At 69.5% G+C, this 16,504-nt stretch carries 14 protein-coding genes; 5 read left to right on the forward strand and 9 right to left on the reverse strand.

Translation table 11 applies throughout. From position 1 onward, the window contains the following. Positions 1-6: 6 nt before the first annotated feature. From AB0H49_RS01935 to AB0H49_RS01945, 3 genes are read right to left on the reverse strand one after another with little or no spacing between them, the layout of a single operon-like run. Complete coding sequence (locus tag AB0H49_RS01935; RefSeq protein ID WP_355000228.1) at positions 7-246, reverse strand: antitoxin; 240 nt, start codon at positions 244-246, stop codon at positions 7-9. A 51-nt stretch (positions 247-297) separates the two neighbouring features. Beyond that, positions 298-1,440, reverse strand: a complete 1,143-nt coding sequence (locus AB0H49_RS01940) for an MBL fold metallo-hydrolase (protein WP_357246102.1) — start codon at positions 1,438-1,440, stop codon at positions 298-300. After that, positions 1,440-2,168: an enoyl-CoA hydratase gene (locus tag AB0H49_RS01945; RefSeq protein WP_355000230.1), complete on the reverse strand. Its 729-nt coding sequence runs from the start codon at positions 2,166-2,168 to the stop codon at positions 1,440-1,442. Before AB0H49_RS01945 ends, AB0H49_RS01940 begins: the two co-directional genes overlap by 1 nt. A 90-nt stretch (positions 2,169-2,258) precedes the next feature. Here AB0H49_RS01945 and AB0H49_RS01950 point away from each other — a divergent pair, with 90 nt between their 5' ends. Beyond that, a complete protein-coding gene (locus AB0H49_RS01950) occupies positions 2,259-3,371 on the forward strand; it encodes an NAD(P)-binding domain-containing protein (protein ID WP_355000231.1) in 1,113 nt (370 codons plus the stop codon). Here AB0H49_RS01950 and AB0H49_RS01955 read toward each other — a convergent pair. The 6 genes from AB0H49_RS01955 to AB0H49_RS01980 form a co-directional block, all read right to left on the reverse strand. After that, positions 3,355-4,206, reverse strand: a complete 852-nt coding sequence (locus AB0H49_RS01955) for an aldo/keto reductase (protein WP_355000232.1) — start codon at positions 4,204-4,206, stop codon at positions 3,355-3,357. The genes AB0H49_RS01950 and AB0H49_RS01955 overlap by 17 nt on opposite strands. 141 nt (positions 4,207-4,347) lie before the next feature. Next, the gene (locus AB0H49_RS01960; RefSeq protein ID WP_357246107.1) at positions 4,348-5,952 is read right to left on the reverse strand and encodes a carboxyl transferase domain-containing protein; all 1,605 of its coding nucleotides are present in this window, start codon (positions 5,950-5,952) and stop codon (positions 4,348-4,350) included. 94 nt (positions 5,953-6,046) lie between these two features. After that, the gene (locus AB0H49_RS01965; RefSeq protein WP_174414979.1) at positions 6,047-6,649 is read right to left on the reverse strand and encodes an ATP/GTP-binding protein; all 603 of its coding nucleotides are present in this window, start codon (positions 6,647-6,649) and stop codon (positions 6,047-6,049) included. Beyond that, positions 6,630-7,004 carry a DUF742 domain-containing protein gene (locus AB0H49_RS01970; protein ID WP_067785475.1) on the reverse strand — a complete coding sequence of 125 codons (375 nt, stop codon included), beginning with the start codon at positions 7,002-7,004 and terminating at the stop codon, positions 6,630-6,632. The genes AB0H49_RS01965 and AB0H49_RS01970 overlap by 20 nt, the downstream gene beginning before the upstream one ends. 7 nt (positions 7,005-7,011) lie before the next feature. Then, entirely contained in the window at positions 7,012-7,425 is a 414-nt protein-coding gene (locus AB0H49_RS01975) for a roadblock/LC7 domain-containing protein (RefSeq protein ID WP_011207200.1), read from the reverse strand. Next, the gene (locus AB0H49_RS01980) at positions 7,422-11,210 is read right to left on the reverse strand and encodes an ATP-binding protein (RefSeq protein ID WP_357246111.1); all 3,789 of its coding nucleotides are present in this window, start codon (positions 11,208-11,210) and stop codon (positions 7,422-7,424) included. Before AB0H49_RS01980 ends, AB0H49_RS01975 begins: the two co-directional genes overlap by 4 nt. A gap of 344 nt (positions 11,211-11,554) precedes the next feature. Here AB0H49_RS01980 and AB0H49_RS01985 point away from each other — a divergent pair, with 344 nt between their 5' ends. The 4 genes from AB0H49_RS01985 to AB0H49_RS02000 all read left to right on the forward strand — a co-directional run bounded on the left by AB0H49_RS01985 (position 11,555) and on the right by AB0H49_RS02000 (position 16,455). Continuing rightward, positions 11,555-13,630 (forward strand): AMP-binding protein, encoded by a 2,076-nt coding sequence (locus tag AB0H49_RS01985; RefSeq protein ID WP_357246588.1) that lies wholly within the window; start codon positions 11,555-11,557, stop codon positions 13,628-13,630. A 290-nt stretch (positions 13,631-13,920) separates the two neighbouring features. Then, positions 13,921-14,307: a hemophore-related protein gene (locus tag AB0H49_RS01990; RefSeq protein WP_357246114.1), complete on the forward strand. Its 387-nt coding sequence runs from the start codon at positions 13,921-13,923 to the stop codon at positions 14,305-14,307. A 38-nt stretch (positions 14,308-14,345) separates the two neighbouring features. Then, complete coding sequence (locus tag AB0H49_RS01995; protein ID WP_355000236.1) at positions 14,346-15,056, forward strand: response regulator transcription factor; 711 nt, start codon at positions 14,346-14,348, stop codon at positions 15,054-15,056. A 13-nt stretch (positions 15,057-15,069) separates the two neighbouring features. After that, positions 15,070-16,455: a HAMP domain-containing sensor histidine kinase gene (locus AB0H49_RS02000; protein ID WP_357246118.1), complete on the forward strand. Its 1,386-nt coding sequence runs from the start codon at positions 15,070-15,072 to the stop codon at positions 16,453-16,455. Positions 16,456-16,504: the final 49 nt, after the last annotated feature.

Below are 16,504 nucleotides of genomic sequence, written 5' to 3' on the forward strand. Positions count from 1 at the left end.
GCGTCCTCAGGCCTTCGGTGTCGGACCCGGCTGGCCGGGCTGCCCGGGCTGGCCGGGATGTTCGGGCGGCACCACCTTCTTGGCGGCCTCCTTGCCCTTCTCGATCTTGTCCGTGTACTTCCCGTGCGTCTTCTGGTCGATGAAGTCACCGGCCTTGTCGACCGCCTGGTTGATCTTGTCGGCGTTCTTGGCCGCCGCGTCCTTTCCCTTACCGACCAGGCCTTTCAAAGTGTCCGCCAGGCTCATCGCCGTCGTTCCTTTCCTGTCGCCAATCGGGATGTCGGAGATACCGACAGGTCAACCTACATTTTCCCACCACGAATCGCGGGGAGGGAGGGCATGCGGCAACAAACGCTGTCCCGGCATCGGCACCGCGACCGAGGTGCCCGCCCGCTGCGCCGCGTCGACCATCCGGTGCACCGGCTCCGACCATCCGTGGAAGGCCAGATTGAACGTCGCCCAGTGGATCGGCACGAGCAAGCCGTGGCCCGGATCATCGACGCACAGGTCGGCGTGCGCGCGCACCGCCTCCTCCGGGTTCATGTGCACGTCGGCCCAGCGCTCGTCGTACGCGCCGATGGGCAGCAGCGTCAGATCGAACGGCCCCAGCGCCGCGCCCGCCTCGGCGAACGCCTTGGTGTAGCCGGTGTCGCCGCCGAAGTAGACCCGCCGGGTCGGACCCACGATGGACCAGGACGCCCACAGCGTGGTGTTCCTGACCAGTCCGCGGCCGGAGAAGTGCCTGGCCTCGGTGCAGGTGAGCACCAGGTCGGTCCCGTCCCGTTCCCGGCCCAGGGCGGCGAGGGAAACCGAACCGCCCCAGTCCAATTCGACGATGCGATGCTCGGGAACGCCCCAGTGCCGCAGGTGCGCGCCGATGCCCATCGGCACCAGGAACGGCGTGGACTGGCCGACCACCAGCGCCCGGATGGTCTCCTTGTCGAGATGGTCGTAGTGATCGTGCGAGATGATCACCGCGTCGACCTGCGGCAGGTCCGCGAGCGGCACCGGAACCGGATGCAGCCGCGCGGGCCCGATCAGCGGGGAGGGCGAAACACGTTCGCTCCACACGGGATCGGTGAGAATTCGGTATCCGTCCACCTCGATCAGCGCCGACGCGTGGCCGTACCAGGTCACCGCCAGATCGGCGGCCTCGGCGGGCGGCTGCGGCTTCTGCAGCGGAACCACCCCGCGCGGGCGGCCGATATTGCGCTTGGTGAACGCCGAATACAGCAGGGAGGGAACCGAACCCGCGACGATCTGGGTGCTCGGCTCCCTGTTGTGGAATTGGCGATCGCGGTAACTCACCGATCCGGCCGCGTAGGGCTGGATGGCCGACATGGAGGCGCCGATCGCTGACGGTATGTCCCACGCGGCACGCACCACCCAGGTGAGCCCGACCGCGCCCGCCGCGTAACCGAGCAGTCGTTTGATCCGCATCATCGCCCCACGAACTTCGCCGCGCGCTTCTCCTGCCGTGCCACGCGCCCTTCCTCAGCATCGGCGCTGGTCCACGCGGCCTCCAGGGCGGCGCGCTGCTGCGCGGACTCCGGATCGCGGGTGCCATCGTCGTTGAACACCAACTTCAGGTGCCGCAGCGAGAGCGGCGCCAGATCCGCGATCGACTTGGCCCACGCCTGCGCGTCGGCCAGGGTGCCGATCTTGTTGGCGAAACCGAACGAGTAGCAGTCGGCGGCCTGAATCGGTTCGGCGCCAATGAGAATGGTGCGCGCCGGGCCGCCGCCGATCAGCGAGACCAGCCGCCGCACGGTCCAGCGGTCCACGGTGATGCCGAGCTTGGCGGCCGGGATGGCGATGTAGGCGTCCGGCGAGATCACCCGCAGGTCCGAGGCGAGCGCGATTTGCACGCCCGCGCCGAGCGCGCCGCCGTTGATGGCGGAGATGATCGGCACCGGGGCCGACTCGATCGTGTGCAGCATGTCGAGCAGGCCGGAGAGGAAATCGTCGGAGTAGACGCCGGACAGATCGGCGCCCGCGCTGAAGATCGGGCCGCGCCCGGTCAGCACGATCACCCGTGCGCCATCGGCGACGGCGGCTAGGACGGCCTCGCGTAGCCGGGTCACGAGTTCGCTGTTGAGCGCGTTGCGTCGCTCCTCGCGTTGTAATTCGATGGTGACGACATCACCATCTCGGCTAACACCGAGCATGCATCCTCCCCAACTGAACGTGTCGTTTGGTTACTCTCACTCTGCCACAGGCGGCCGCGGGAGACGCCGAAGGCGATACGATCGGCGGCTGTGCCGACCGACTTCGACATCCTGGTGATCGGCGCTGGTCAGGCGGGGCTGTCGGCCGGCTACCACCTCCGCCGCCTCGGGTTGCGCCCCGAACGGGACTTTCTCATCGTCGACCACGCGCCGGGGCCCGGCGGCGCCTGGCAATTCCGCTGGCCATCGCTGACGCTCACCACCGTCAACCGGGTGCACGACCTGCCCGGCATGTCATTCGCCGAGACCTTGCCGCCCGGCTCGGAAAGCGCGCCCGCCGCCACGGCCGTCCCGCACTATTACGAGCTGTATGAGAAGCGCTTCGATCTTCGGGTGCGCAGGCAGGTGTCGGTCGACGTGGTCTGCGACCGCACCGAGGACGGGCAGCGCTGCGACGGGCGCGGCGCCGTGCTCAACGCGGAGACCGACAGCGCGGGCACGCTCCGGGTGCGCGGGCTGATCAACGGCACCGGAACGTGGGAGCGGCCGTTCGTCCCGCGCTACCGCGGGCAAGAGAGCTTCGCGGGACGTCAGCTGCACACCCGCGACTATCGGACCGCCGAAGAGTTCGCCGGGAAGCACGTCGTGATCGTCGGCGGCGGTATCTCGGCGGTGCAGTTGCTCGACGAGATCTCGAAGGTCACCGCGACCACCTGGGTCACGCGGACCGAACCGGTGTTCCGCGACGCGGAGTTCACCGACGAGGCGGGCCGAACCGCGGTGGCGATGGTGGAGGACCGCGTGCGCGACGGGCTCCCGCCCGGCTCGGTGGTCTCGGTGACCGGGCTGCGCTGGGACGATCGCCTGCGTGCCGCCGACGCGCGCGGCGTGCTGCGCAGGCGGCCGATGTTCGACCACATCGAACCCGACGGCGTGCGCTGGGCGGACGGAACTTTCCAGCGGGCCGATGTCATCCTGTGGGCCACCGGTTTCCGCAGCGCGCTGGACCATCTGGCCCCGCTGCGGCTGCGCGGGCCGGGCGGCGGGATCACCATGACCGGGCGGCTCGCGACGCAGGTCGCCGTCGATCCGCGCGTCCACCTGATCGGCTACGGCCCGTCGGCGAGCACCATCGGCGCGAACCGCGCTGGTCGCGCCGCCGCCGTCGAGCTGACGGAGTTTCTTTTCAGAGACCGGCGGTGAAGGTGTCCGGGTTCGGACCGATGCGGCCGCCGCGGTCGAGTTCGTTGATCGCGTCCATCTGCTCGGGCGTGAGCTCGAAGCCGAACACGTCGAAGTTGGCGGCCATCCGCGACGGGGTGACCGACTTCGGAATGACGATGTTGCCGAGCTGCAAGTGCCACCGGATGATCACCTGAGCGGGCATGCGGCCCAGCTCGGCGGCGATCGCGGTGATGGTCCGGTCTTCCAGCAGGGTGCCCTGGCCGAGCGGGCTCCACGCCTCGGTGGCGATCGCGTTCTCGGCGTGGAAGTCACGCAGCTCGCGCTGGGCGAGACCCGGATGCAGCTCGATCTGGTTGACGGCCGGGATCTCGCCGGTCTCCTCGATCACCCGGCGCAGGTTCGCCACGGTGAAATTGGACACACCGATCGACCGGACCCGGCCCTGCCGCTTGAGCTCCTGGAAGGCGCGGAAGCTGTCGACGAACTTGCCGGCGATCGCCACCGGCCAGTGGATCAGGTAGAGATCCAGGTAGTCCAAGCCGAGCTTGTCCATGCTCGCGTCGAAGGCGCGCAGCGTGGCGTCGTAGCCCTGATCCGAGTTCCATAGCTTCGTGGTGACGTAGACCTCGTCGCGCGGCAGCCCGAACGCGCGAATCGCCTGCCCCGTCCCCTGCTCGTTGTTGTAGGCGGCGGCGGTATCGATGCTGCGGTAGCCCGCCTCGAGCGCGGCGGTCACGACATCGGACACATCCTCGGGCGGCACTTGGAACACGCCGAATCCGAGTTGCGGGATGACGTTGCCGTCGTTCAACACGATCGACGGCACGGCGGAGGTCTCGCTTCGGAAGCTCACCCGATCGACCGTAGAAGTGCGGGGGCGAACCGTCAACGACGCTTATGCGCGTGTTGACACCCGGTTCAAAACGCGTGCACCAGCCATTTCGCTCGACGGTTCGGGTCGAATGGGTCGTCTGGGCGTCGGTCCGGGGGTGGTTCAGCGGCCCGCCGGAAGGCCGAGTCTGCGGTAGCGCTGGTGCCGTGCGCGTTCGAGATCGTGCAGGGGCAGGCCGCGCAGGAGGCTCAGCTCTTCGCCGATGGCGGCGACCATGCGGCGGGCGAAGTCGACAGGTTCGTCGGCGGCGTCGGGACGTTCCGCAACGATGCGGTCGACGATGCCGTCGGCGAGCAGCGTGGGGGCGCTGATGCGTTGGGCGGCGGCGAGTTCCGGCGCGTGTTCGGTGTCGCGGAAGACGATCGCGCTGGCGCCTTCCGGGGGCAGCGGGGCCAGCCAGGCATGCGTGGCGGCCAGCACGCGGTCGGCGGGTAGCAGCGCGAGCGCGCCGCCGCCGGTGCCCTGGCCGAGCAGCACCGAGACGGTCGGGGTGTCCAAGGTCACCAGATCGGCGATGCAGCGGGCGATTTCCGGGGCGAGTCCGCGCTCCTCGGCCTCCTTGGACAGCGCAGCGCCGACGGTGTCGATCACCAGCACCAGCGGTATCCGCAACTCTTCGGCCAACGCCATGCTGCGCCGCGCCTCGCGCAACGCGGCCGGTCCCATCGTCTCGCCGAGGCGTCCGGCGCGATCGTGCCCGAAGACCACGCACGGCTGTCCGCGGAACCTGGCGAGCGCGTGCACCACGCTGCGATCGGTCTCACCCTGTCCGGTGCCGCTTAGCGGAACCCGTTGCGTGACATGGCGCAGTAGATCGCGGAGGCCGGGACGGGCGGGGCGGCGGGAAGCCCGCACCGACTGCCAGGCGGCGTCGGCGGTCGAACCGGCTCCGTCCGCTGCCGATTCGGGCGGTCCGCTCGAGCTCGCGCGTGAGACGGCGCTCTCCCCAGAGGAGGACAGCAATGCGTCGGGCCGCCCGATCGTCACGGTCGGATCCGCTTGCCGAGGATTGGTCGCGATCGCGTCGTCCGCCCGCACTTCTCCGCTGAGCACGCTCAGCGCGCGATGGGCGATCCTGCGGAAGACGTGCACCGGCACCACGCCGTCGATGACGCCGCGGTGGTACAGGTTCTCCGCGATCTGCACGCCCTCCGGGAAGTCCCTGCCGTACAACGCCTTGTAGACGCGCGGACCGAGGAACCCGATCAGCGCGCCCGGCTGGGCGAAGGTCATGTGGCCGAGCGAACCCCACGACGCGAACACACCGCCCATGGTGGGGTCGCGCAGGTACACGAGGTAGGGGTGTCCGGCGGACTTGTGCGCGGCGACCGCGCCCGCGATCTTCACCATCTGCACGAAGGCGACGGTGCCCTCCTGCATGCGGGTGCCGCCGGAGGTCGGTGACGCGACGAGGGGAAGCCCCAGCTCGGTCGCCCGTTCGACGGCGTCGACGATGCGTTCGGCCGCCGCGACGCCGATCGAGCCCGCGAGAAAGCCGAACTCGCAGGCGATCACGGCCACCCGGCGGCCGCGCAACAGTCCTTCCCCGGTGAGCACCGACTCGTCGGTGCCCGCCGCGGCGGTCGCCTTGCGCAGATCCTCGCGGTAGCGCGGGGACGCGGCCACCTCGAGCGGTGGCCGATCCCAGCTGACGAAGGACTCCGCGTCGAGCAGTTGCCCGAGCCACTCACGCGCCGAAATCCGCATCGCGCGAGCATATCGGCACGATCGGACGGCGTAGCCGCCCGCTGCGGAACGGTCGGTGAGAGACAGCCGCGGTGAGCCGCGGCCGCCCCCGCGATCAGTAGCCCTGCATCACCTTGCGCAGGGCGTATTCGGTGAGCGACACCAGCGCCTGCTTGGCGGGCTCGCGCCGACGCGCGTCGATGGACAGGATCGGCACATCCGCGGGCACCGCGAGTGCCTGACGGATGTCCTCGATCGGGTATCGCGGTGCGTCGTCGAACTCGTTGAGCGCCACCAGGAACGGTAGGTTGCGCGCTTCGAAGTAGTCGACGGCCGCGAAGCTGTCCTCCAGCCTGCGGGTGTCGACGAGGACCACGGCGCCGATGGCGCCGCGGATCAGGTCGTCCCACATGAACCAGAACCGGTACTGGCCCGGCGTACCGAACAGATAGAGCACCAGATCGTCCGCGAGGCTGATCCGGCCGAAGTCCATGGCCACCGTGGTGGTGGACTTCATCGGAATGCCGGTCAGGTTATCGATTCCGGTACTGGCATTGGTCACCAATGCCTCGGTACGCAGCGGAACGATCTCCGAGACGGCACCGACCAACGTGGTCTTGCCGACACCGAAGCCACCAGCGACCACGATCTTCGCCGACGTGGGCTTGCTGGTGCGGGTATCGACCTGTGCCGTCGAATCAAATACGCCGGAGTCCACTGAGAACCCTTTCGATCAGCTCGCGACGTTCATCGTCGCTGGAATCGTCTTTCAAAGTCGCGGAAACGCGTACATGACCGGCCTCGATCAGGTCGGCAACGAGTACTCGTGCCACACCTATCGGAATTCCCAGTCGAGCCGCTACTTCGGCAACGGACGGCGATTCTCTGCACAACTCCACGATTGACGTTTCGATGTTGGTCAGTTCGAACTGCCGCTCCAGGGCGACCGGATGCGATGCGACGAGCGCCTCCAACGCCAACTCGACCGTGGGCCTGGTACGGCCCGCGGTCAACGAGTATGGGCGAACGAGGCTCGGCTCGGCGCTCCCCACGCGGTGATCTTCTATGTCCATCCCACCATCAGGAACCCATCGTGACGCGTGGCGTGGCCTGCACAGTCTGGCCAACACGCTCGACCAACAGAGCCATCTCGTATCCGACCTGTCCGATGTCGCAGGACGTGTTGGTCAGTACCGCGAGATAGGAGCCGTCGCCCACCGCCATCAGCAGTAGGTATCCGTGTTCCATCTCGACGACCGACTGCAGCACCGTACCGCCCTCGAACAGGTTCGAGACGCCGACGGAAAGGCTGGCGAGGCCGGCGGTGACCGCCGAGAGCTGTTCAGCGCGGTCGACGGGCAGCTGGGCACTCGCGGCCATGAGTAGGCCGTCAGCCGAGACCAGTACGGCATGAGCTACGCCAGGAACCTCGTTGGCGAAGTTCGAAACCAGCCAATCCAGCTGACGATTCGTACCACCTAGATCGGGGTTCATCGGTCTCCTTTGTCTCCGGTTAGGTTCATTTCTCTCATCGCACGGCCATCCCGGACGCCCTGCTGGTGACGGCTCAAGCTGGACCTGATCGATTCCGGATCTCGGCTAGGCGCTCGATCCGCGGAGCCGCTGACGGCGCCGGGGACCAGCCTCCCGCCCGGATTGCGTTGAGGCAAGCCCGCAGCCGTTTTTGTTTCGGCTTGCGCCTCACTGGCCCGTCGTGCGGCCTGCCAACCCTCGTCGCCCGGCGACTCGAAGGAGGCCGCGATCTGGGACCGATCCGGGTTCGGATCGGCCAGCCACGCCGACATCATCTCGGCGAAGATCGGGCTGTCCATCGGCGACCCGGTCTCGACCGCGGGCTGCAGGCGAGTCTGGAAGAACGACGCCGTCTTGGACGGGTTGGATTTGTAGCTGTGCTTGCCGGGATCGCGACCGCCCTGCGGCGTGCTCGACTCGGCTTCTTTCTGGTCCGAGCTGGTCGCGGCGGGCTGCACGGTGCGTTCCCGTTGCGGCAGGCCGACTCCCGGCGGCACCTCGCGCTGCGGCATCACCGTCGCGCCGGGATCGCGCTGCGGCAGACCGCCGGGCGACGGCGCGGCCGACGGACGCTGCGGCAGACCGCTCGGCGCCTCGCGCTGCGGCAGGCCGGTCGACGCGGCGGGCCGCTGCGACAGACCACCAGGCGCCTGTTCCCGGCGCGGAGCGCCACTGGCGCCCGGTTCGCGCAGGGGCAGTCCGTTGCCGGTCTGCGGACGCTGCGACAGACGGTTCGCGGCGGGATCGCGCTGCGGCAGACCACCGGAAGCGAAATCACGCTGCGGCAAGCCACCGGCGGCCGACTCACGCTGCGGCAGACCACCCGACGCGGACTCACGCTGCGGGAGACCACCCGCTGCCGAATCACGCTGCGGCAAGCCGCCCGAGGCGGACTCACGCTGCGGCAAGCCGCCCGCGGCCGAATCACGCTGCGGCAGACCACCCGACGCGGACTCACGCTGCGGCAGACCACCGGAGGCGGACTCACGCTGCGACAGACCGGCGAACGGATCGCGTTGCGGCCGACCCGTTGCCGAATCGCGCGACGGCGCACCGTTCGTACCGGGCTCCCGCTGCGGCAAGCCGTTCGGTGCCGCGTCGCGCTGGGACAGACCGTTCGAGGCGCTCTCGCGCTGCGGTAGACCCGGGGACTGACGCGGCGGCATCCCGTTGGCGCCGGGCTGACGCTGCGGCAGGCCACCCGCGGCCTGATCGCGCGGCGGCAGACCGCCCGAGGCGGACTCACGCTGCGGCAAGCCACCGGGCGCGGCATCCCGCTGCGGCGGTTTGACGGCACCGGAATCACGCGGCGCCAGGCTCGACGAAGCATCCCGTGCGGGCGCACCGTTCGTGCCCGGCTGGCGCTGCGGCAGACCCGTCGCGCTCGGCTTCGGCGCACCGTTGGCGCCGGCCTGACGCTGCGGGAGATCGCCGGAGTTCGGCGTCTCGCGCTGCGGCAGCGACCCGCTGCCGGTGTTCGCGTTCGTGCCGGTCGGCGGCGTGGGCGGCCGCTGCGGGCCGCCCGGGCCTAGGCTGCGCTTGGGCAGGCTCGCCGCGGCGAGCTTGCCGCGCTGCGGGCCGCTCGGTGCCTGGCCGGGCTGTGGGCGCAGGGTCGGACTCGACTGCGCCGAGTCCTGGCGCAATCCGGTCGCCATCGAGTTGCCCGGCTGCCGCTGCGGAAGTCCCGCGTCGCCGCTCGGGTCGGCGGGCGTCGCGGCCGGGATCGGTCCGCTCACGCCGGGATCGACGGTGACCATCATGTTGCCGCCTGGCGTACGGGTGATCGAACGCATCTGCATCGACGACTGCGACGACTGGCGCTGCGGCGCGGCGGGCGAGGGCGTCGGCGTCACGGGCTGCGCCGTGATCGTCTGCCCTGCGACGATCAGTCCCACCGGCACGTGCACGGTCACGGTCACGCCGGGATCGCGCGCGGTGTCGAAGGTCGGGCGCAGTCGCACGGTCAGGCCGTGGCGCTCGGCCAGGCGGCCGACCACGAACAGACCCATGTGCCGCGCGGTGTCGGGACCCGGCTCGGCGGTCTGCTCGAGCTTCTTGTTGATCTCGGCCATCTCCGACGGCGGCATACCGATGCCGCGGTCGGCGACCTCGATGAGCATGCCCTGGTCGTGCGCCTGCGCGAAGGTGAACTTCACGTCGGTCTCGGGCGGCGAGGCCCGCAGCGCGTTGTCCAAGAGCTCGGCGAACAGGTGCGCGAGGTCGGAGGCGGCCGGTTCCTTGAGCGAGCCGCGCGGCGTGGCGCCGAGCTTGACTCGCTCGTAGTCCTCGACCTCGGAGATCGCGGCGCGCAGGACGTCGGCGATCTCGACGGGCGCGGACTTGCCGCGGCGCTGCTTGGTGCCCGCCAGAATCAGCAGGTTGTCGCCGTTACGGCGCATACGGGCGGCGAGGTGGTCCAGCCGGAAGAGGTTCTCCAACAGGCGGGGGTCCTTCTCGTCGTACTCCATCGCCTCGATGAGGCTGAGCTGATGGTCGACCAGCGACTTGGAGCGTCTGGCCAGGGTCTCGAACATATCGTTCACCTGGCGACGCATCTGCGCCTGGTCGCTCGCGAGGCGCAGCGCCTGGCCGTGGATGTCGTCGACGGCGCGGGCCAGCTGGCCGATTTCCTCGGTGCTTCGCACCGGCATCGGCTCCAGCGGCACGTCCTCCGGCTTCGCGCCGTTACGCAGCTGGGCGACCTCGTGCGGCAGATCGCTCTCGGCGACGCGCAGCGCGGCGAGGCGAAGGCGGTGCAGCGGCACGATCATCGAGCGCGCGACGAACACCGCGAGCAACAGCGCCGCGAGGATGGTCGCGATGACGATCGCGGTGTAGCTCCACGCGTCCCGGTTGGCCGTGGCGGCCAGCGAGTCCATCGCGCTGTCGATGTCCTTGGTCGCCTTGGCGACCACGAGCTCGTAGACGTCGACGCTGCCGGTCAGGGAGTTCTTCAACTCACCGATCGGGATCTTGCCCGCCTGCGCCTCCGGGCTGTTCAGCAGCGAGACGCGGTTGTCGATGCCCGCGCGCAGATCCGCGATCGAGGCGTCGCCGTCGGGGAAGCGGTGCGCGAGCACGTTGAGCAGCTGGCGCTCGGAGTTCGCCGCGATCAGGAAGGACTGGATGCCCGACTCGGTGCTGTGCAGCACGTCGTTGAACGCGGCCAGCTCGCTGACCAGGGTGGCTCGGGTGTTGAGCGAGTCGACCAGACGCAGCTTCGCCGCGTCCAGCGCCGGGTCCGAGACCTGCGAGACCGTGCTCTCCACGATGCTCACGCTGTCGTTACGGATCCGGTCGATCCCGCCCAGCGCCTCCGCCGGGTCGGCGGCGGCCTTGCCTCTGGACAGGATCGCCTTGGCCTCGGTGATCATGTTCTGCAGCGCGGACTCGGCCTTCGGCTGACCCGACAGCTTGCTCACCGCGCTCTGCGCAGCACTGATCGCCTTGTCGAGGTCGCTGAGGTTCTGGTCGGTCACCACGCTCTGGCCTGGCAACAGCGAGACCATCTGCGAACCCGCCACCGTGGCCGAGTTCGCACTCAAGCCGGTGACGGCCGGGATCGCCTCGATGTTCGAGGCGACCCCTTCCAAGCGGTTCGCCTCGGTGAACTCCGAGGTAATCCTCGACACGCCGAGCCCCACCGCGACCGCCAGCGGCACGGCCAAAACCGCCGTAACCTTCCAGCGCAGGTCCCAATTGCCGAGCGCCCAGCGCTTCTTGCCGGACCTAGCGGCGTCACGCATCTCCCACTCACTTTCCAAACTGGCCCCATCCACGCGCCATCAGCGAACCTCCACAATCGCATGCTGGCTCGACGGGTGGAGCTGGCCGAGAACTGCGGCTGGCCGAGAAATTGCGTCTACGACGGCCCAAATAAGTGACATCAGATTCTAACGGATCAATAACAGCTTGGGTGACATCGAGTATAGCTACGGGCCTTGACCTGCCCGTTCCAGGCAAAACCAGAGGTCGCGGCACCCACCCGGGCGTCGCGTGAAGTCTGCCACAATCATGCAGATCTATCGAGGCGGGCATCGAGGCAAGCTAGGGAGTCACGGGTTTGAGCACAGCATCACAGGGTGATTCGGTGGGGGGCGGTGGCCGGGGACACGCGAAGCACGACTACCGACCGGTCTATCAGACCAGCCTTGTCGATCCCGCCGTGTTCTGGGCCGAAGCGGCCGAAGCGATCGACTGGGAGGTGTCCCCCGGCCAGATCGTCGACACCACCGCCCGCCCTGTGGCCAGGTGGTTTCCCGATGCGAGCCTCAATACCTCCTTCAATGCACTCGACCGCCATGTGCGCGGTGGCACCGCGGACGAGGGAGGTCTGGCCGATCAGCCCGCCCTAATATACGACTCCGCTATGACCGGTGCCAAGGTCGTTTTCAGCTACGCCGAACTGCTCGCCGAGGTGGCGACCTTCGCGGGCGCGATGACCAGACTCGGCGTCCGCAAGGGCGATCGCGTGGTCATCTACCTGCCGATGATCCCGGAAGCCGTGATCGCGATGCTCGCCTGCGCGCGGATCGGCGCGGTGCACTCGGTGGTGTTCGGCGGCTTCGCCGCGCCGGAGCTCGCCGCGCGCATCGATGACGCCCAACCTGTGCTCGTCATCACCGCCTCCGGCGGCATCGAGCCCGGCCGCAAGATCGAATACCCGCCGATCGTCCTGCAGGCGCTCGACATCGCCGAGACCACCGCGCCGCGGCACGTGATCGTCAAGCAGCGCCCCGATCAGTTCACCCCGATCACCTTCGCCGCGCCGCAGGACGCCACCGAGACGCTGCCGAGTTCGGCGGCGACCGTCGCGGCGCAATGGCTGGACTGGGAAGACGCGGTGCGCGACGCGGAACCCGCCGACCCGGTGCCGGTCGCGGCCACCGATCCGCTCTACATCCTGTACACCTCGGGCACCACCGGGAAGCCGAAGGGCGTGGTGCGCGACAACGGCGGGCACGCGGTCGCGCTGGCCTGGTCGATGCGCAACATCTACGACGTCGGCCCCGGCCAGGTGATGTGGGCCGCATCCGACGTCGGCTGGGTGGTCGGCCACTCCTACATCGTCTACGCGCCGCTGCTCGTCGGCGCGACGACCCTGCTCTACGAGGGCAAGCCGATCGGCACTCCCGACGCGGGCGCCTACTGGCGTGTCATCGCCGAATACGGCGTGCGCGCACTGTTCACCGCGCCGACTGCGCTGCGCGCCATCCGCAAGGCCGACGCCACGGCGAAGCTGGCACGCAACTACGACCTGTCCTCGCTGCGCGCGCTGTTCTGCGCGGGCGAGCGGCTCGACCCGGCCACCTACGAGTGGGCCACCGAGACGCTGCTCGCCGACCGGCCCGACTGCCCAGTCGTCGACCACTGGTGGCAGACCGAGACCGGCTGGCCGATCTGCGCCAACCTGCTCGGCTTGCAGGAACTGCCGATCAAACCCGGCTCGGCCTCGGTTCCGGTGCCCGGCTACCGCCTGCGAGTGCTGGACGCCGAGGGCAATCCGGTCCCCGTCGGCACCGAAGGCAACATCGTGATCGGGCTTCCGATGCCGCCCGGCACGCTGACCGGGCTGTGGCAGGACGAGCCGCGGTTCATCCGGTCCTACATGTCGGCCTTCCCCGGTCACTACCTGACCGGCGACTCCGGCTACTTCGACGAGGACGGCTACCTCTACGTCCTCGGCCGCAGCGACGACGTGATCAACATGGCCGGGCACCGGCTGTCCGCGGGCAGCATCGAAGCCGCCATCTCCGGGCACGAGGCGGTGGCCGAGTGCGCGGTGATCGGCCTGCCCGACGAGCTCAAGGGTCAGCGCCCGATCGCCTACGTGGTGCTCAAGGAAGGCGTCGAGGTCGACCCGACCCGGTTGCGCGAGGAACTGGTCGAGCGGGTGCGCGAGCAGATCGGCGCGATCGCCACGCTGCACGACGCGGTGATCGTGGCGGGGCTGCCGAAGACCCGGTCGGGCAAGATCCTGCGCAAGACCATCCGGCAGATCACGGCGGGCGACACCTACGACATGCCCTCCACCATCGAGGACCCCGCCGTGCTCGCGGCGCTGGAGGATCAGATCATCACCACGCGAGCCGACGAGGAGGCGAACGCGGCGGCGGACAACGGCGACGCGACCGTGCCGGACTCCGATCCCGTCGCGCCGTCCTGACGAATCGCGCTGCGCTGTCCGGCCCCATGGCGTCGTGCGTCCAGACGAATCGCTATGCGCTGTCCGGCCCCTTCGTGCTGTGCCGTCCAGACGCATCCCGTCGTGCCCGTCCGCGACGCATCGCATCGTGGCCCTCCCGACACATCGCGCTGTGCCGTCCCGCCCATCGCATCGTGTCGTCCCGGCGCAACACCCCTCAGAGCTTTCTCAGGGATCGTTCACACCCGTGCCAGCGCTTCGCAATAGCGTCGGATGCGCTTCTATCCCTCGAAGAACTGGAGGCATTCCCGATGCACTCTTTCCGTCGCCGCACCGGTCTCGCCGCACTGGCCGCGGGCAGCATGGCCACGGTGGCCGTGCTGCTCTCCCCGGCCGTCGCGTCCGCAGACCCGACGGAACTCGCCGGTCCGCTGCTGAACTCGGACTGCACCTTCGCCCAGGTCGACGCCGCCCTGCACGACCAGGCGCCGCAGCTGGCCGCGATGCTCGACGCGAACCCGACCCAGAAGGCGGAATTGCAGCGCCGTTTCGACCAGCCGGTCGAGCAGCGCCGCGCCGAGTTCCAGCGCCTGCTCGCCGAGAACCCGGAGGCCGCGCGCGAGGCGGAGAACGATCCGCGCGCCGCCGGACTGCGCCAGACGATCGAGGCCGTCGCGGCGACCTGCCACAACTACTGATCGACTCCTGACCGACGACCGCACCCGCGAACGGCAGAATGAACGACGTGACCCCCTCGACGCCGACCGTCCTCGTTGTCGACGACGACGAGGACGTGCTCGCCTCTGTCGAACGCGGGCTGCGGCTGTCCGGCTTCCGGGTGCTGGTCGCCCGGGACGGCGCCGCGGCGCTGCGCAGCGTCGGCGAGCACGCTCCCGACGCCATCGTGCTGGACATGAACATGCCGGTGCTGGACGGCGCCGGTGTGGTGACCGCGCTGCGCGCCATGGGCAACGAAGTGCCGATCTGCGTGCTCAGCGCCCGCGCCTCGGTGGACGACCGGATCTCCGGCCTGGAATCCGGCGCCGACGACTACCTGGTGAAGCCGTTCGTGCTCGCCGAACTGGTGGCCCGCATCCGCGCGCTGCTGCGCCGCCGCACCGACGCGCCCGCCCCGGCAACACCCGGTGCGATCACCGTCGGACCGCTCGAGGTCGACGTCGCCGGTTATCGCGCGCTGCTGCACGGCACCGAGATCGAGCTCACCAAGCGGGAATTCGAGCTGCTTTCCACGCTGGCCCGCAACGCGGGCGTGGTGCTGAGCCGGGAACGTCTGCTGGAGCTGGTGTGGGGCTACGACTTCGCCGCCGACACCAACGTGGTCGACGTCTTCGTCGGCTACCTGCGCCGCAAGCTGGAGATCGGCGACACTCCGCGGCTGCTGCACACCATCCGCGGCGTCGGATTCGTGCTGCGAGCGCCGAAATGAATCCGAAGCTGCCATGAAAACACAAGGGCGCAGGACCTTTTCGCTGCGCACCCGGGTGGCGGGTGCGGCAGCGGCCGGCGCCGTCATCATCGTGACCGCGCTGAGCGCCATCACCGTGCAGGCGATCGAGCGCACCAACCTGCAACAGAGCGATCAGCAACTCTCGGTGGCGTCCCGCCTCGTCCTGCTCGACCCGGTGATCGCGGTGGGTGTGCTCGGGTTGACCGGGCTCAACGACGACATGGCGATCACGGTGCGCGACAGCGGGTCCGTGGTGGCGAGCAGCCCGGTCCAGCTGCCGGACCTGGCCACCGGATCGCGCACCGTCACGGTGGGCGGCGTCCCGTACCGGGTGCTCACCACGACGGAGAACCAGCCGCCGGATCGCACTGTCTCCCTTGGTATTCCGGCCGACGAAGCGGCCCGTGCCACCGCCGAGCAGCAGCGCTGGGTGATGGGCGGCGCGCTGCTCGCGGTGGCCGCGGCGGGCGCGCTCGGCTGGTTGCTCGCGGGCCGCGCGGTGCGCCCCATCGTCGACCTCACCCATCAGGTCGGCACGCGCAGCGCCTTCCCCGACCCCGACAATCCGCAACCCCCGGTCGACGGAAAAGGCATGCGCGAGGCCGAGAAACTCGCCGACGCGGTGAACCGCATGCTGCAGCGGGTCGACCAGGCGCAGGAGGAGACCGCGGCCGCGCTGGAGACCGCGCGCGATTTCGCCGCCGTGTCCGCGCACGAACTGCGCACCCCGCTCACGGCCATGCGCACCGACCTCGAGGTGTTGCGCACCCTCGACCTGGACGAGGCGCAGCGCGCCGAGATCCTCGCCGACCTGCAACGCAGCCAAGGCCGGGTGGAGACCACGCTCGCCGCGCTGGAGCGGCTCGCCACCGGCGATCTCACCAACGAACGCGACCACGTGGACACCGACGTCGGCGACCTGTGCGACCAAGCCGCGCACGACGCCATGCGCCACTTCCCTGGCCTCACCGTGCGCATCGAGACCGACGCGGAATTGGTGACCCGCGGCCTGCCCGCGGGTCTGCGCCTCGCGGTGGACAACGCGCTGGCCAACTCGGTGAAGCACGGCCGTGCCACCGAGGCGCTGGTCTCGGCGCACCGGACGCCGCACGGGCACATCGTGATCGCCGTCGACGACAACGGGCACGGCATCCCGGTCGAGGAGCGGGCCGCGGTCTTCGAGCGGTTCTACCGGGGTAGCCAAGCGAGCAAAGGCGGCTCCGGACTAGGGCTCGCGTTGGTCGCTCAGCAGGCCCAATTGCACGGCGGGCGGGCGTATTTCCAAGACAGCCCGCTGGGCGGCGCCCGGTTGGTCCTGGATTTGCCGGAGCGGCACCGTATGGATCAGTCTCCCTCGACCGGGTCCCGCGCCCGCTGAATTCGCTGCCGGATCCCGGCATACCGCCGGAGCCGCGGGCCGCGCGTAT

Source organism: Nocardia sp. NPDC050713, from assembly GCF_040654315.1.
Lineage (GTDB): Bacteria > Actinomycetota > Actinomycetes > Mycobacteriales > Mycobacteriaceae > Nocardia.

Excerpts from the sequence above, each read along its gene's own strand:
- AB0H49_RS01935 (WP_355000228.1), bottom strand. The coding sequence starts at position 246 with ATGAGCCTGGCGGACACTTTGAAAGGCCTGGTCGGTAAGGGAAAGGAC.
- AB0H49_RS01940 (WP_357246102.1), bottom strand. The coding sequence starts at position 1,440 with ATGCGGATCAAACGACTGCTCGGTTACGCGGCGGGCGCGGTCGGGCTC.
- AB0H49_RS01945 (WP_355000230.1), bottom strand. The coding sequence starts at position 2,168 with ATGCTCGGTGTTAGCCGAGATGGTGATGTCGTCACCATCGAATTACAA.
- AB0H49_RS01960 (WP_357246107.1), bottom strand. The coding sequence starts at position 5,952 with ATGCGGATTTCGGCGCGTGAGTGGCTCGGGCAACTGCTCGACGCGGAG.
- AB0H49_RS01970 (WP_067785475.1), bottom strand. The coding sequence starts at position 7,004 with ATGGACATAGAAGATCACCGCGTGGGGAGCGCCGAGCCGAGCCTCGTT.
- AB0H49_RS01975 (WP_011207200.1), bottom strand. The coding sequence starts at position 7,425 with ATGAACCCCGATCTAGGTGGTACGAATCGTCAGCTGGATTGGCTGGTT.
- AB0H49_RS01980 (WP_357246111.1), bottom strand. The coding sequence starts at position 11,210 with ATGCGTGACGCCGCTAGGTCCGGCAAGAAGCGCTGGGCGCTCGGCAAT.
- AB0H49_RS01990 (WP_357246114.1), top strand. The coding sequence starts at position 13,921 with ATGCACTCTTTCCGTCGCCGCACCGGTCTCGCCGCACTGGCCGCGGGC.
- AB0H49_RS01995 (WP_355000236.1), top strand. The coding sequence starts at position 14,346 with ATGAACGACGTGACCCCCTCGACGCCGACCGTCCTCGTTGTCGACGAC.
- AB0H49_RS02000 (WP_357246118.1), top strand. The coding sequence starts at position 15,070 with ATGAAAACACAAGGGCGCAGGACCTTTTCGCTGCGCACCCGGGTGGCG.